Source organism: Prevotella denticola (assembly GCF_900454835.1).
Taxonomy (GTDB): domain Bacteria; phylum Bacteroidota; class Bacteroidia; order Bacteroidales; family Bacteroidaceae; genus Prevotella; species Prevotella denticola.
Window position 1 is genome coordinate 351011 of sequence record NZ_UGTM01000001.1, and the last position, 16976, is coordinate 367986.

Genomic DNA, 16976 nt, shown 5'->3' on the forward strand with positions numbered 1-16976 from the left:
AAAGATACGCTAAATAGCTTAAAGGGCAAAATAAAACAGATGGGTATTCTGTTATTTCATGCCGAATTTTACAGCTGTCGTACCGTAATGCAAGTAAAAACACAACCCTGTGATGTAAGGTAGGCAGGACTTATAAGGTAAACAGAATTTATAAGATAAACAGAATTTATAAGATAAACAGAACTTGTAATGTAAACTGAAGGAATTGTCGAGAGGTGGGGAGGAGGCTGCTTTTCTTTAATAGTGTTCTTCCACGGAAGAGGCTTTCCATATCCAGGCCTGCGGTTTATCTGTCTGAAGAATATAGCAGATGAGGTTCCTGTGTTTCTTCCTTGCCTGAAAAGAAAGTGGGGATGAATCTTTGAAGATTCATCCCCACTTATGCTGTTCCTTTCTGGCCGGTTTTATGAAGTCCAGTCAGAAGAGAGGTGTTGGTCTATATTATTTTACGTAAACAACAGCCAGACGGTTAGATGTTACACCCTGGACACCCTGACCTGTAGCCTCGTCAACGATGACACCACGACCCTTGAGGTACTCTGCAACCACATTTGCACGGTTCTGAGACAGACGGTCGTTGAATTCTTTAGATCCCTCTGGAGAAGCTGTACCGACAATCTGTACGTGGCGGCCGGCCTTGATGGAATCGAGCGCCTTCTTGTTCGGAGCTGTGAGAAGATACTTAGCCTGCTGGAAGGTAACGAATACCAAATTTTCAACACTGATAGTCTGTGTCTTGGTTGTAGGAACTTCCTTGATGACTTCCTTGATGACTTCCTTGACAACCTCCTTGGGCTTAGCGTTAAGCTGGTTGCGGAGGGAGTTGATCTCGTCGTTCAGATCACCGACGTTCCAGATCTTGAAGTTGTGTGTTCCGTTAGAGGTCTTGAACTTGTAGTTGACACCTACGAAGAGACCGAGCTGTGCTGCCTGCTTGCCGAACTGGATGGCATCGCCAGGACCGTGTGTAAGGTTCCAGATGATTGCCGGTTCAGCATAGAACTGCCATGCTCTGTCCTTGCCGAGGTTGTAGGCAAATGTGAAGCCAGTCTTGGCTGTGAGTTCTGTGTCGTCACCGAGGTTGTCGGTCTGGATAATGTGCTTGTCACCGTAAGTGATCCAGTAACCGATACCAAACTCAGCGCCTACCTCAAATCTACGATCAGGTGTGTATTCGCCAAAGAGGTTGGTGAAGTTGATCGTACCGTTTAGACCGAGGTTGATGGCACGAACGACAGTGTGGCTGTTGGAGAAACCTAAAGAACCTGTCTGCCAACGGTTGTCACCGAGGAAAGCAAGACCTTCGAAGTTTACACCATAAACCGGACTGAACAGTTTGCCCACTTTCAAACCTAATGCTGTGTTAAGCGGTGCAAAGTGTTTGAAGTTGAGAGGTCCCGCAATGCCAGCCTCAGCACCGAGATAAACGTTGTCGAACGGCTTAGCCTTTTCGTAGGCAACCTGAGCCTGTGTACTTGTGATACCCATAGCGAGCATCGAAAGTGCAATCAAAAACTTTTTCATAAATGCTTAATATTAATTCTGTTAATTTTAGCGACACAATTGAATTCGGTATGCAAAGATAGTGTTTTTTTTGAATAGTCTACATTATTTTATAGAAAAAAACGCAATTCCCGGTAATTTAAGCTGGATTATACCCTTTTTCTACCATAATGAGCGATAAAAACGGGGTTGGAGAGTTGATTTTGAGGACTCTGCATTTCAAGTCGTGTAGCTGCTGAGCGAATACGGATGCGTACGGTTTGTATATTCACTTATGCTGACTGTTGATGCCTGTCTGGTCATTCAACCGTTCAGCATCATTCCGATGCCACAGCCTGATGAATCCACTTGGCCTTCTTTCTGTTCCCTCCTGCTGTCTTCATGAAACGGCATAGCCTCGTATCGTGTGAAAGAACTTTTATATGCAGTAAAATACAAAGAGTGCGACAAAGAAACGGGACATTTCGGCAAGGGACGACACCCCATAGCGTTTTTTAGAATGTGCTTCTCATCAATATCGTAGGAAAATTCGTACTTTTGCAGGCATACAGACTTGGTTTCAACATACATGACTATAAAGTTTATACACTGCCTGGCAGGATTCCTTCTGTCTCCGGTCTTGTGTCTTGCCGATACAGGTCACAGACCGGTACGAACCGACTCCGTTTTATTTCACCCATCATGGGATAAGTCTGGTCATATCCCATCTGCAAGAGACAGTATACGCCCCGATTCTTCCACCTTATTATATATAGGGGAGAAAGCAGAGACTTCTCGTGTGCCGGAAGGTGGTGGGAAGAACAGCCAGCCATCTGGCATGAGCACCGACTTCACGCTTTCCGGACTTCCCTGGATCATAGCCGGAGCCGCATTGAGAGGACAGCGGACGAATATCAGAAGCCTGAGACAGAAGTTCCAATATAATTTCCACAGTCCTGTAGACAATTATCTGCAGTATTCTCCGCTGCTGCTGACAACCGGCTTGAAGGCAGCCGGTGTGGAGGGACGCAGCTCGTGGGGACGTTATGCTGTAAGTGCGGCAGCATCCTATGCTGTCATGGCTCTGCTTGTGAACAGTATCAAGTACGCTGCCCGTGAGCAACGTCCTGACGGTTCTACCCGCAACTCCTTCCCGTCCGGGCATACGGCTACGGCATTTGCGGCAGCTACCATCCTGCACAAGGAGTATGGTCTCACACGAAGCCCGTGGTACAGCATCGGGGGATATATGATGGCTACGGCTACCGGCTGTATGCGTGTCCTGAACAACCGTCATTGGGTGAGCGATACCTTCGCCGGTGCCGGAATCGGTATTCTGTCGACCGAACTGGGCTATACCCTTGCCGACCTGCTTTTCAGACAGCAGGGGCTGCGCCGCCCCGACCGGACAGCAGGCTCTGTCTTCGGCAGCCGGCCTTCGTTCTTCAGCATACAGACCGGAGTGGGGCTGGGTGGACAGCGGCTGGACATTCTGCTGGGGAATGAGGTGCTGCAAGACGACTATGAAGAAGAAAATGCACGTGGGCTGAAGCTCTCACATGCTCTTTCTGTAAGCAGTGAGGGGGCTTATTTCTTCAATCGTTATTTAGGAATCGGCGGAAGAGCCCGTGTTGTGTCAAGGGCCGTGAAGAATCTGGATGACTTTACGAAACAGAGCCTGTATGACTTCTCAAAGACTTTTCCCGATCTGGATGGATTCATGGATGACTATGAACTTACGGTGCAGTCCGACCATCTGGCAGAGTTTTCTCTCAGCGGGGGACTTTACTTTAATCTCCCCCTGACCTCCCGTATATCCCTTGGGACCAAGCTGCTCTTTGGCAGAAGCTATATGCGGGACGTGGATATTGACGCACGTGTGCGCGGACACCGGCGCGATCTGGACTTCTCTTATGAGGTGTATAAGGGGAAGAGGCGGATTACCTGCGAAGTGCTGGGTGAACGGAAAGACAACGGCGATGTTTATGACTGTTCATGGGACTACCTGACGGTCATGGGAAACAAGGCTTTCACAATAGGTACAGGACTGTCCGTCAACTTTTCCTATAAATCGTTGACGGCATGGAGGATTTTCCTTGACTACGATTATTCGCATCGCAATTATACCATTGTATACGATCCCATGCACTTCCTGGAAGCTGCTGCCCGTAACGTGACATTCAACGGCAGCCCTGTGTCTTCAGTAGAACGTTATGTAAAACCGAATGTGACATCGCTGAGAAGAGGCCTGTCGCAGACGGTGCTGGGGGCAGCCTTTTCCATCACCTTTTAGAAGAGAGAAAAACACTTCCTGACCGGCATCATTTCTTCTGGAGATGGCGGGACAGATAGAAGATGAACATCAGTCCGCGGAGAGTAAGCTCCACCGCCATGGCAAACCATACGCCACGGAGGCCGTAGCGAGAGGCAAGGGCGTATGCCGTTGTAAGCCGGATGAGCCACATACTGCCCAGATTGATCAGTGAAGGCTTCAACGTATCGCCGGCTCCTATGCAGACACTGTAGGCGACGATGGCTGCGGCGAAGAACGGCTCGGCGAAAGCTTCGATACGGAGGACGGCTGTCCCCAGGTGCTGGATGGAGACGACGGGCGACAGCAGCCCGATCATTTCCGGAGCAAAGACATACATGATGAGTCCCATGAATGCCATGACAGCCATTCCGAGCGAGACCGTCATCCAGGCAAAGCGGCGGTGAAGGTCTGGCCGTCCTGCCCCCACACTCTGCCCGACCAGTGTCGTGGCTGCCTCGCTGATGCCATAGCCCGGCATATAGCAGAGGCTTTCTGCCGTAATGGCAAACGAATGAGCGGCGATGGCGATATTCCCCAGGGGGGCTACAATCATGGTGGAAACAAGCTGTGCCCCGTTCATCAGGAGATACTGCAGGGCCATAGGAGCGCCTATCTTCACGGCGTTTCCTATATAGTGCCAATGCCATGTGAAACGTTCAACATCCTGCTTCCATGCCAGTATGGGACTGCGGAAGATGGCGTAATAAGTCAGCGGAAGAGCTGCACAGACGAAAGCCAGCAGACTCCCGAGGGCTGCACCCGCCACACCGAGTCCGAGTCCCGGCATTGTCATGTCTGCCCCGAGGAGGAGAACAGTACGTGTGGGGAAAATGAAAAAGTAGTTGAAGAGTATATCCAGCAGGCACATCAATATCGCCATGATGCTGGGACGGCGCATATCGCCTGCAGCCTTCAGCATCGCTGCCGACGTGTATTCAAGCAGATGGAAGGGGATGATAAGCGAGAAGACAAGAAAGTAGACCGAGGCCTCATGCTGTATGTCCCTTCCGCCGCCCAGCCAGGCAGGGAGGTGGTCGGCGATGAGAAAGGTGACAAGCAGGAGGAACAGCGAGTAGAGGCCTCCGAAAGCGTAGCCATGGCGCATGACCGCCCGTGCCTTGGGAAAGTCGTTGGCACCGATGAAGTGGGCCGCCTGGACTGAAAATCCCATTGTGCCGGCGGTCACCAGCGAGAGGAAAAGCCATGTAGCCGGTTCAACAAGCCCGATGGCTGCTGATGGCCTGGCACCGAGCGAACCTACCATTCCCGCATCAATGTAGAACATCAGGACTGTTGTCACCTGTGCCAGTATAGACGGAATGCTGAGCTGGACAATGAGGTTGAACTGCTCACGGCGGCTCATCGTCTCGTCGTTGCGGATCTTGGCAAGGAGACTGTCGGTGATGGATTTTCGAAAGGAGATACGCACGGAAATGATTAAATGGTTGGGGTAAATGAAAACCTGGATTATTGAAAACAAAATAGGGACAACATTCCTGTCTGTCCGCTGCCGCTATCAAGACGAACACACGGGAAGCTGTGTCCCTATATGTAAGACTAAAGGTCATTTGGACCTTTCCGGAAAGGCTATGACACTATACTTCAACTACGTATTCTTCAGCTTTTTACCCGGGTGAGCAAAGTCGACTAACCGTAAGTCAAAGATAAGTGTTGAATATGCTGGTATTAATCCATAAGCACTTGTACCATAACCCAACTGATAAGGAATATAGACTGTCCAATGGTCACCTTTGTGCATTGACATCAAAGCCGTAATAAAGCCATCCACTGGACTATGGGCTTTACCATGTTCATCGAACGAAAGCCCTATATACTTATGCGCAGGGCGTGATGTCGCAGCATTGAAGGTCTCACTCGACCATGACTTGTCAAAAATAAGTCCTGATGTATAAGTCGTGGAGGGAATCATGCGCCCCATGTAATGTACGGATACGGAATCGGAATACAGCGGACTCTTCGTTCCTGTCCCTGCCTCCTCTACATGTACGATGATGTAATCCTCCGGACCGTAGGTCGACGGTGTCTTGGAGTCATTCTTCTGATTCTGGAACGTATAGTTGAGAATTGTCCTCCAGGACGTATCACCGTTCTTTATTTTCTGCTGGGTTGCGGTATAGAGACTGTTCCAGTAGGCCTCGTTTTTCGCCTGCCAGTCGGAATATTCCTCTACGGTGTCCTTGTCCTCGGAACAGGAGGTGAAGCTGCCGGCAGCGAGCAGAATGCCGCCGAGACAGAAGATACCGGCTGTCCGGCGGAGAAGGGCTTTTGTTTTCTTTGTCATAGCCTTGTTTCTTGTAAAAAGGGACTGGGAAGACAAGTCGGGACGGTCAATCGACCTGTCGACTTGTCAACTCGTCCACTCAATCTAATCGATGTCAATCTTCTTCAGCAGAGAGGTAATCGAAACGCGGTCCTCGATAATGCCGCGCAGCTTCTCTACCGACACACGCCCTTGTTTCATGGAGTCGCGGTAGCGCAGCGTCACGGTGTTGTCGTTCAGCGTGTCGCCGTCGACCGTCACGCAGAACGGCGTACCGATGGCATCCTGCCGGCGGTAACGCTTGCCGATGGAGTCCTTGGCTTCCATGTGGGTGTTGAAGTGGAACTTCAGGCTGTTCACGATTTCCTGCGCCTTCTCCGGCAGTCCGTCCTTGTTGACCAGCGGGAGTACGGCACACTTGACAGGTGCCAGCGGCTCCGGCAGCTTCAGTACGACACGGCTCGAACCGTTCTCCAGCTGCTCTTCTGTATAGCTGTGGCACATGACGGAGAGGAACATACGGTCGACACCGATAGAGGTCTCTACATCGTACGGCGTATAGCTCTCGTTGCGCTCCGGGTCGAAATACTTGATCTGGCGGCCCGAGAACTTCTCGTGCTGGGAGAGGTCGAAATCGGTACGGGAGTGGATGCCCTCCACCTCCTTGAAGCCGAAGGGCATATGGAACTCGATATCGGTAGCGGCATTGGCGTAGTGTGCCAGCTTCTCATGGTCGTGGAAACGGTAGTTCTCGTCGCCCATGCCCAGCGCCTCGTGCCATGCCAGACGGTGTTTCTTCCAGTATTCAAACCATTTCATCTCCGTGCCCGGCTGGCAGAAAAACTGCATCTCCATCTGCTCGAACTCACGCATACGGAAGACGAACTGGCGTGCGACAATCTCGTTGCGGAACGCCTTGCCGATCTGGCAGATGCCGAACGGCAGCTTCATACGGCCTGTCTTCTGTACGTTGAGGAAGTTGACGAAGATGCCCTGCGCCGTCTCCGGACGGAGATAGATCTTGTTGGTAGCCTCGGCGGAGGCCCCCACCTCGGTAGAGAACATGAGGTTGAACTGGCGGACGTCGGTCCAGTTCTTCGTTCCGCTGATCGGGTCGGTGATTCCCTCGTCGAGGATGATCTGCTTCAGTGCCTCGAGGTCGGGACCCTGCATGGCCTCGGTGTAGCGGGCGTGGAGTTCGTCGCGCTTCTTCTGGTTCTCCAGGACACGCGGATTGGTCTCACGGAACTTGGCTTCGTCGAAGGAGTCGCCGAACTTCTTGGCAGCCTTGGCCACTTCCTTCGCTATCTTCTCCTCGTACTTGCCGATCTGGTCTTCGATGAGGTTGTCGGCACGGTAACGCTTCTTCGAGTCGCGGTTGTCAATCAGCGGGTCGTTGAAGGCATCAACATGGCCGCTCGCCTTCCATACCGTCGGGTGCATGAAGATGGATGCGTCAATGCCGACGATGTTGCTGTGCAGCAACACCATCGACTGCCACCAGTACTGCTTGATGTTGTTCTTCAGTTCGACACCGTTCTGACCGTAGTCGTAAACAGCTGCCAGACCGTCATAAATATCACTACTTGGAAAGACGAAGCCATATTCCTTGCAGTGGCTTACAATCTTCTTGAAAACATCCTCTTGTGCCATAATTATCTTTTTATACCTTGGTTTTTGTCGCAAAGTTACGCTTTTTTAGCCGAATAAGGACAGGATTGTCGTGAAAGTTTATCCGGAAGGCGATTATTCAAGGCCTTGGATGTCGGTTTTGTCGGATGGGAGGTGAAGTTGGCGATGCAGGGCTTGCATCAGGGACGGTGGAGCGATGCGAGGAGTCTGCAGCAGGTAAGTCCACAGCCTTGGCCCAAGAGAACGATTCCCAATCGGTTGGGAACAGGAGTCCCAACCGCTGGGAGCACAGTTCCCAATCGGTTGGGAATACACCTCCCAATCGGTTGGGAATACGGTCATCTGTCGGAGCGTATGATACCGTATAGCTTTGATACGAAGTAGGGGATGGGGAATAGAGAAATTCTCTTTTATGGAATTTCTTTGTAAAATATTTGCATCTTCAATAGATTTTGTCTAACTTTGCCCCGAAATCGGTAGTCTCTTGTCAGGAGACTGCAGTTGACTGTGTGAATATGACGATAAAGGAAAATATCAACGGCGGCAGCAAGGACCTGCGGGGAAACAGAAGTTTCCTTGCAACTTTTAACGCTTTATATTTGGCAGTCCCGGATATTTTGCTAACACACACACACACACACACACACACACACACACACACACACACACACACACACACACAGGCGCACCGTCGCTGACCTCCCTCTAAGAAACGTTCGCATACGCGCGCGCATGGCGTGCCGCAATCCCGGCAGACAAAGGGCTTCGCATGAGTTCCCTTTGTCCGCTTTTCCGTGTTCTTCTGTCCCGTCGGGCAGAGGGAAATAAGTGCAATCAACTCATAAAACAGAAATATATGAAACAGAAGGAAAACAGGAAAAAAACTTATGTCTCTCCGAAGGCAGAGTGCGTCCGTATGGAGCAGGACCTTCTTCTGACGCCTTTCTCCGGCGACCACAAGGACGCCCCCGACGACGGCCAGCCGCTGAACGCGCGCCGCATCGACTCTTTCGGCTGGGAAGACGAAGAGGACGACGGAGAGTCCTCCTACGGGAAAAAACTTGACTGGTAACGAACGAAAACAACAAGAAAATGAAAAGAAAGAAGAAGAAAGTAAGCATTTTATCGCTGCTGGCCTTCGCCGCCGTGCTGTTCACGGCCTGCGCCGCAGACGATGCAGACACCGACAGACAGAACCCGAATCCCGACACCGCAGGGCTTACCGCCTTCGTCATGGAAGACAGCACCGGCAGCCCCGTCACCCGTCTCGCAGGCGAACATACCGGTTCGGGTGTCAGGTTCTATTGGTCCAGAGATGATCGTATCTTTGTGGACAACCCCACGGAGAATGACGAGTGGAGGGCTGATAAATATAACAATATCCGCGATTTGACAAGAGAGGGATGGAAAATTGACGACGGGGTGTGCACTCCGAAAGCCAAGTTCTTGTTCGAGGGGGAATTTACCAAGCCCGAATACCGCGTGCGCTTTTTGGGCAGAAATCGCAGCGATGCGGAATATGCGGATCAAGTGTACATCAGTGATAGAGAGAACTATATAGGTCCTCAGGTGATGGACGTTGAAGATTCGCAGACGGGAGACTTCGCCACGGGTATAGCCCACAGACAGGCCGACGGAACTTACACCTTCAAGCTCGAACACAAAGCTTCTTACATTACTTTCCGGCCGTTCTCCACACAGAAAGCCTTCAGGAATGCGGTAGGCGGAGAAGCTGTTTATACCATTGAGATATCAGCCGACCAGGCTCTCTGCGGCTGGTTCGACATCAAGGGTGACACCATCGACCTCAGCTCGCGCCCTACCGACGAGAAGTACAAGAAGATTTCCTGCTCAGGGGCGATGAATTACCTCTTGAATATTCCTTCAGAGGCTTTTTCCGCAGACGACCATTCTTACGCCATCATGGTGGTTGCCCCAGGCACGTATACCAACTTCACCGTGAGATACAGGTTCGGACCCAATTTCAATTTTTCGACAGGCTACGTCACCAAGACCTATCCGCGCGTCACCTTTACTGCGGGCAAGAACAAGGTGATAAGCCAGAAAATCCAGGTAGAGGAATATCCCGCCGATACGTATTATATGTGGGATGCCGCTGAACCCTACTGGAAAGGCTACGAATGGAACAGCGCCGACCCTGCACAGCCCGTTGGCGGATTTGCAACTGACCATTACCCGAAGAGCAACGCCGACTCCCGCTGGTACAATGAAGTCCCGTCATACGCCGGTGCCGACGGAGCAGCCCCTGCCGTGGCTGCCAGCCGCAGCTGTAAAGACTGCCCCAACATCAACGAGCTGCTCTGGTATTGGGTGTATGGCGCTCCCTACTTTGATAATGAAGTATATGTTCTGATGGACCATGTCTGGTGTGGGAGAGTGTGGCTGAAGAAGCTGAGCACAATCGCCCGGGAGCTGGGCAAGACTGTAGCCGAACTGAAGGAGAAAGCACCCGACGGCGTAGACTATACAAGAAGCACCAAGAAACCTGAATTAAGATCTTTCCACACCGCCAGCGGAGAGTTAGGGACTGGCAAACCGAACAATATGGCCGACTACTTCAGCCTGCCCTTTTTAGGAGGGTACGGACCTACCGAAGATGATTTCCGTCCTTCCAATCCCAAGCGCTGGATGCAGGGCAATACTCCGGGGGCCGCACTCTACTGGTCGAGCACACCTACTCCGGGATCTCCGGACGAGGCATACGTCTGGGAAGTGGATCTTTCAAAAAGATTCGACAAATTTGACATTAAACCAAAGAATCGCCAGTTTGGATTTAGCCGGATGTGGCCGGCCGACCGCTAAGCGGCCCTGTTCCCGTGCCGGTTTCCCCTTGCGGCATCTGATTTCACCCCCGGTGAATGCTGCCGGATGAGGTAGTGTCAGGATGCGGCTTCACGGCCTGTCAGTCCCTCAATCTGCAGGCAGCGTTCCCCGGGAAAAGCAAAGACCATTTCATTACTCAACGACGAGTTATGGAATGGTCTTTTCCTTATCGTACCGTCTCAGACTGTGAGACCTTCAGAAAGGTGTTCCCCCTGAGGTGAAAGTGCGAATACAAAAAACCGGAACGTTTCTCATGCCCGATAACTACCCGTCACACGGACAAGGAAGAAAACCCATATGGAATCGGGGTCTTTTTAGACATGGGTAATCCTGCATGACCATGGTTCATCTCCTGTATGCCGGCAGCTGTCATCGACAATGTTTCAGGGCTTGTGAATCAGGATCAGGTCGGTGGCGTGGGGCTTGATACGACGAGGAGCGTCCGGCGCTTGGACAAGGTGGAATTTGTTTGTTTCCTTTTTTTTTCGTACATTTGCAGTCTTTGGACGAGGTTGTATCAAAAGGGAGAACGTCCGTCCTCGGATATTCTCTTGGATGCATCCTCTGCTTAGACAAGAAGGAAAGCAATATGGATGACGAAACAAAAGACCTGGACGGACGTGGTCCGGAGGAGGAAGTCCTGGAGCAGGACTCCCATTCAGATTACAAGCCTGCCGACAGGTTTGACGCCTCGGCCGTGCATCATCTCTCCGGGATGTACAAGAACTGGTTTCTGGACTATGCCAGCTATGTAATCCTCGAACGGGCCGTACCGCACATCGAGGACGGTCTGAAGCCGGTACAGCGGCGTATTCTCCATTCCATGAAGCGGATGGACGACGGACGGTACAACAAGGTGGCGAACATCGTGGGGCATACCATGCAGTTCCATCCGCACGGCGATGCCTCCATCGGCGATGCCCTGGTGCAGTTAGGGCAGAAGGACCTGCTCATCGACACGCAGGGGAACTGGGGAAACATCCTCACCGGCGACCGTGCCGCTGCTCCCCGGTACATCGAAGCGCGCCTGTCGAAGTTTGCCCTGGAGACGGTCTTCAATCCCAAGACCACCGAGTGGCAGCTTTCCTACGACGGACGGAACAAAGAGCCGATCACGCTCCCGGTGAAGTTCCCGCTGCTGCTGGCACAGGGAGCGGAGGGTATCGCCGTCGGTCTGTCGTCAAAGATACTTCCGCATAACCTCAACGACATCTGCGATGCCGCCGTCAGCTGTCTGCGCGGCGAGGAGTTCCATCTCTATCCGGACTTCCCTACAGGCGGCAGCATTGATGTGTCGAAGTACAACGACGGACAGCGCGGCGGCGTGCTGAAAGTGCGTGCCAGGGTGGAGAAGCTCGACAGCAAGACGCTCGTCATTCGTGAGGTGCCGTTCACCAAGACGGCCAGCTCGCTGCAGGAGTCCATCACCAAGGCTGTCGAGAAGGGCAAGCTGAAGATACGCAAGGTGGAAGACATGACGGCCTCGGAGGTGGAGATCCAGTTACATCTCACGCCGGGCACATCGAGTGACAAGACCATCGACGCACTCTATGCTTTCACGGACTGCGAGATAAACATCTCGCCCAACTGCTGCGTCATCGAGGACAACAAGCCCCGTTTCCTCACGGTTTCCGACGTGTTGCGCAATTCTGTCGAGCATACCAAGGCACTGCTGAAGATGGAGCTGGAAATCCGGAAGCACGAACTGGAGGAACAGCTGTTCTATAACTCGCTGGAGCGCATCTTCATCGAAGACCGTATTTATAAAGAACGTAAGTTTGAGACGGCAAGGAGTCTCGACGAGGTAGTGGCTTTCGTCGACTCCAAGCTCGAGCCTTACAAGAAGACTTTTGTCCGTGAGGTGACACGGGACGACATCCTCCGGCTGCTGGAAATCAGGATGCAGCGTATTCTGAAGTTCAACAAGGACAAGGCGGACGAACTGATACAGAAGATCAAGGCGGAGATAGCCGAGATTGACAAGGACCTCGGCGAGATGGTGCGTGTCACGATCGAGTGGTTCACGCATCTGAAGGAGAAGTACGGCAAGGACCATCTGCGTCGCACGGAAATCAAGAACTTCGACACTATCGTGGCGGCCAAGGTGGTGGATGCCAACGAGAAGCTGTACATCGACCGGCAGGCAGGTTTCATCGGTACAGGGCTGAAGAAGGCTGAGTTCGTACAGAACTGCTCCGACCTCGATGATGTCATCATCTTCTATCGGGATGGCAAGTATAAGGTCATCCGCATTGCCGACAAGGTGTTCGTCGGCAAGGGTGTCCTGCACGTGCAGGTGTTCAAGAAGAATGACAAACGGACGATTTATAATGTCGTCTACCGGGACGGAAAGACCGGACCTTATTATATCAAACGGTTCAACGTAACCTCCATCACCCGCGACAAGGAGTATGATGTCACCTTGGGGACACCGGGATCGCGGATCTGTTACTTTACGGCCAATCCCAACGGCGAGGCTGAACTGATCAAGATTACCCTCGATCCGAACCCCGACAGGAAGAAGCAGAACATCTTCATGGAGCGTGACTTTGCCGGCATCCTCATCAAGGGACGTGCTGCAAAGGGTAATCTCCTGACCAAGGAGAGCATCCACCGCATCTCGCTGAAGAGCCACGGACACTCCACGCTCGGCGGACGGAAAGTGTGGTTCGACCCGGATGTCAAGCGGCTCAACTACGAGGAGCACGGACTGTTCCTCGGCGAGTTCTCCGACCAGGACAGCATCCTTGTCGTGCTGAAGAACGGCGAGTTCTACATCACCAACATCGATTCCTCCAACCATTACGAGGACAATATCCTGCGCATAGAGAAGTTCGTAGCCGACAAGGCGTGGACGGCGGTCATCTTCGATGCCGACAACCAGGGTTATCCTTACCTGAAGCGGTTCCACATGGAGGCCTCGAAGCGGCATCAGAACTTCGTCGGCGACAATCCCGATTCACGGATGGTACTGTTGACGGATGCTGCTTTCCCACGCATACAGATGACCTACGGCGGTGCCGATGCAGCACGTGGCACGGAAGAGTTCGATGCCGATCAGTTTGTCGGTGTCAAGGGCTTCAAGGCGAAGGGCAAGCGGCTGACCACGTGGACGGTCGACAAGATTGAGGAACTGGAACCTCTCCGCTTCCCGGAAGAGGATGGAAAGGATGATGGAAACAGGAAGGACGGAGAGGAAAACGCACCGGCAGCAGCTAAGCAGGCAGCAGAGAATCTCGATCCTGATGCCGGGAAGACACAGCAGCAGGTCATCGACGAAATCACCGGACAGCTGAATCTTTTTACGGACGAATAGGCCGCCGACGTATATTATATGGAAACGAAAGGGGCAGGGACACATGGGACGTGTGTCTCTGCCTCTTTTGTTGACGGGCACGAGAAAGCATGTCGGCATTTCCCTTGTCACGGGACATTTGCGTTTTCCTTGTCATGGGACATTTACAGACAGATGCCGTCGTAACCCTGCATTGCTCTGCCATTCTGTCAGTCTCTTTCCGTTGGCACGTCATTTGTCTCCTTGTTGGCGATTGATGCCGAATAATACTGTGACGGCAAGGACAGCGTAACTTGGCTGGCCGGCGAGGTTGCAGCAGGGCATTAAAAACAGGAAAGAAATTAGAAAATAATAAAATAAAAATATACGATTATGGGAAAGATTATTGGAATTGACTTAGGAACAACCAACTCATGTGTTGCTGTATTTGAAGGCAACGAGCCAGTGGTAATCGCTAACAGCGAGGGAAAGCGTACGACACCTTCTGTCGTAGGTTTCGTTGACGGCGGCGAGCGGAAGGTGGGCGACCCTGCCAAGCGTCAGGCCATCACCAACCCGCAGAAGACCGTTTATTCTATCAAGCGTTTCATGGGTGAGACTTACGACCAGAGTAAGAAGGAAGCAGAGCGTGTTCCGTTCAAGGTGGTCAATGAGGGTGGTTATCCACGTGTACAGATTGACGACCGTAAATATACTCCGCAGGAAATCTCTGCAATGATTCTGCAGAAGATGAAGAAGACCGCTGAGGATTACCTCGGTCAGGAGGTGACGGATGCCGTCATCACCGTACCGGCTTACTTCTCCGACTCACAGCGTCAGGCTACCAAGGAGGCCGGTCAGATTGCCGGTCTGAATGTACAGCGTATCGTGAATGAGCCTACTGCCGCAGCGCTTGCTTACGGTGTTGACAAGGCGAACAAGGATATGAAGATTGCCGTATTCGACCTTGGTGGTGGTACATTCGATATCTCTATCCTTGAGTTCGGTGGCGGTGTGTTCGAGGTACTTTCTACGAATGGTGACACTCACCTTGGTGGTGACGACTTCGATCAGGTAATCATCGACTGGCTCGCTGACGGCTTCAAGTCTGAGGAGGGTATCGACTTGAGGAAGGACCCAATGGCAATGCAGCGTTTGAAGGAAGCTGCTGAGAAGGCTAAGATTGAGTTGTCAAGTTCTTCTTCTACCGAGATTAACTTGCCATACATCACTGCTGAGGGTGGTGTTCCAAAGCACTTGGTAAAGACTTTGACTCGTTCACAGTTTGAGCAGTTGGCACACAACCTCATTCAGGCTTGTCTCGTTCCTTGCCAGAACGCTATCCGTGATGCTAAGTTGCAGACATCAGATATCGATGAGGTTATCCTCGTAGGTGGTTCAAGCCGTATCCCTGCTGTGCAGACATTGGTAAAGAACTACTTTGGCAAGGAGCCTTCAAAGGGTGTTAACCCTGATGAGGTGGTTGCTGTTGGTGCAGCTATTCAGGGTGCTATCCTCAACAAGGAAAGTGGTGTGGGTGACATCGTATTGCTCGACGTAACTCCATTGACCCTCGGTATTGAGACAATGGGTGGTGTGATGACAAAGCTCATCGATGCTAACTCTACTATCCCTTGCAAGAAGAGTGAGGTGTTCTCTACTGCAGCTGATAACCAGACAGAGGTTACTATCCACGTTCTACAGGGTGAGCGTCCAATGGCAGCACAGAACAAGTCTATCGGTCAGTTCAACCTGACAGGTATTGCTCCAGCTCGTCGTGGTGTTCCACAGATAGAGGTAACATTCGACATTGATGCCAACGGTATCCTCAACGTGTCTGCAAAGGACAAGGCAACAGGTAAGGAGCAGAGCATCCGCATTGAGGCTTCAAGTGGCTTGAGCGAGGAGGAAATCAACCGTATGAAGGCTGAGGCTGAGCAGAACGCCGAGAACGACAAGAAGGAGCGTGAGAAGATTGACAAGCTGAATCAGGCTGACTCAATGATCTTCACCACCGAAAACTTCTTGAAGGACAATGGTGACAAGATTCCAGCCGATCAGAAGTCAGGCATCGAGTCAGCTCTCCAGCAGCTCCGTGATGCTCACAAGTCTGGTGACGTTGCAGCTATCGACACAGCTATCAACAACCTCAACACCGTTATGCAGGCAGCATCACAACAGATGTACAGCCAGGCAGGTGCACAGGGCGGTCCTCAGCCGGGCGCAGATGCTGGTCAGCAGGAGCAGCCAAAGCAGGATGACACCATCCAGGATGCAGATTTTGAGGAAGTGAAATAATATCTAACTAATACAAATAAAGCAGTAGGATAACGTTTCTTACTGCTTTTTTAGTTTTAAAACCTAAGATATATGAGAATTATTACTTTAGTTATTGGTAACAAAGGAGCAGGAAAGTCAAAATGGATTCTTGAAAAGAAAGATGAAATGCTTTCTGAAGGATGGAAACAAATAGATGCCAAAAAAGAAGCAGATTACAATCAAGCTATCTTCGCTTTAAAGTCTCCAATAGGTGAGGTCGCTATTTTAAACTCAGGCTCAGATAGAAAGGATATTATAGATGAGTTCGGAACGTTCTTATCTCAACATGAAGAAGTGTTACGAATATTTACAGCAATTCGACCACAGAGTATAAATCCTCATCTCTACAAGAGGATGAGGACAGATGTGCTAAACATTCAAGATGATGATATTGAAGAACGAATAGAATTATAGAACAAATTAAGATAATTGTAATGATGAGTCGCAACAGTCTTAAAGATATTGTTGCGACTTGTTAGTTATAAATAATAACCCTATAGTCCTTAAACAATACAACCAATTAATCTACGATTACTAACTTTGCACTGGTACTTACTGTGAGAAAACCAGCCTGTGCTTGTTCACACAACCTACACGCTGCCCAAAATGATTAAAAAAAAGTGGTATGTAGCTTTTTATGTTTATGTGGGAATGGATGTACAGTTTAACTGCTCGTGGTGGCTATTCCTGTAATGAAATGTTTTAGTGAGGAGTCTTTTGTCTGTATCATATCTTTACTCAACATGGGATAATCTAAATCAAAAATATATTAGATATACAGTATTTTAAGTATATCATTTTGGCTCTTTGGGATGTAGGAAGTATATTTG

At 51.0% G+C, this 16976-nt stretch carries 10 protein-coding genes; 6 read left to right on the plus strand and 4 right to left on the minus strand.

The window, feature by feature from the left end; genetic code table 11:
* Positions 1-441: 441 nt before the first annotated feature.
* Positions 442-1524, minus strand: coding sequence for an OmpA family protein (locus DYH27_RS01500; RefSeq protein ID WP_025068408.1), 1083 nt, complete (start codon positions 1522-1524; stop codon positions 442-444).
* A gap of 547 nt (positions 1525-2071) precedes the next feature.
* On the opposite strand from DYH27_RS01500, the gene DYH27_RS01505 reads away from it, so the two are divergent.
* Positions 2072-3775, plus strand: a complete 1704-nt coding sequence (locus tag DYH27_RS01505) for a phosphatase PAP2 family protein (protein WP_244595136.1) — start codon at positions 2072-2074, stop codon at positions 3773-3775.
* A gap of 28 nt (positions 3776-3803) precedes the next feature.
* Here the strand turns inward: DYH27_RS01505 and DYH27_RS01510 are convergent, their stop codons facing one another.
* The 3 genes from DYH27_RS01510 to DYH27_RS01520 form a co-directional block, all read right to left on the minus strand.
* A complete protein-coding gene (locus DYH27_RS01510) occupies positions 3804-5225 on the minus strand; it encodes an MATE family efflux transporter (protein WP_025068406.1) in 1422 nt (473 codons plus the stop codon).
* 177 nt (positions 5226-5402) lie between these two features.
* Positions 5403-6098: an FKBP-type peptidyl-prolyl cis-trans isomerase gene (locus tag DYH27_RS01515; protein WP_025068405.1), complete on the minus strand. Its 696-nt coding sequence runs from the start codon at positions 6096-6098 to the stop codon at positions 5403-5405.
* 84 nt (positions 6099-6182) lie between these two features.
* Positions 6183-7730 carry a glycine--tRNA ligase gene (locus DYH27_RS01520; protein ID WP_025068404.1) on the minus strand — a complete coding sequence of 516 codons (1548 nt, stop codon included), beginning with the start codon at positions 7728-7730 and terminating at the stop codon, positions 6183-6185.
* Positions 7731-8565: 835 nt separating this feature from the next.
* On the opposite strand from DYH27_RS01520, the gene DYH27_RS01535 reads away from it, so the two are divergent.
* From DYH27_RS01535 to DYH27_RS01555, 5 genes are all read left to right on the plus strand, one after another.
* Positions 8566-8781 (plus strand): hypothetical protein, encoded by a 216-nt coding sequence (locus DYH27_RS01535; protein WP_025068193.1) that lies wholly within the window; start codon positions 8566-8568, stop codon positions 8779-8781.
* A gap of 20 nt (positions 8782-8801) precedes the next feature.
* A complete protein-coding gene (locus tag DYH27_RS01540) occupies positions 8802-10532 on the plus strand; it encodes a hypothetical protein (RefSeq protein ID WP_025068192.1) in 1731 nt (576 codons plus the stop codon).
* A gap of 610 nt (positions 10533-11142) precedes the next feature.
* Positions 11143-13869: a DNA gyrase/topoisomerase IV subunit A gene (locus DYH27_RS01545; RefSeq protein ID WP_025068191.1), complete on the plus strand. Its 2727-nt coding sequence runs from the start codon at positions 11143-11145 to the stop codon at positions 13867-13869.
* A 351-nt stretch (positions 13870-14220) separates the two neighbouring features.
* Positions 14221-16125: a molecular chaperone DnaK gene (dnaK, locus tag DYH27_RS01550; protein WP_025068190.1), complete on the plus strand. Its 1905-nt coding sequence runs from the start codon at positions 14221-14223 to the stop codon at positions 16123-16125.
* Positions 16126-16197: 72 nt separating this feature from the next.
* Positions 16198-16560: a protein kinase family protein gene (locus DYH27_RS01555; RefSeq protein ID WP_025068189.1), complete on the plus strand. Its 363-nt coding sequence runs from the start codon at positions 16198-16200 to the stop codon at positions 16558-16560.
* The last annotated feature ends 416 nt before the right edge of the window (positions 16561-16976 follow it).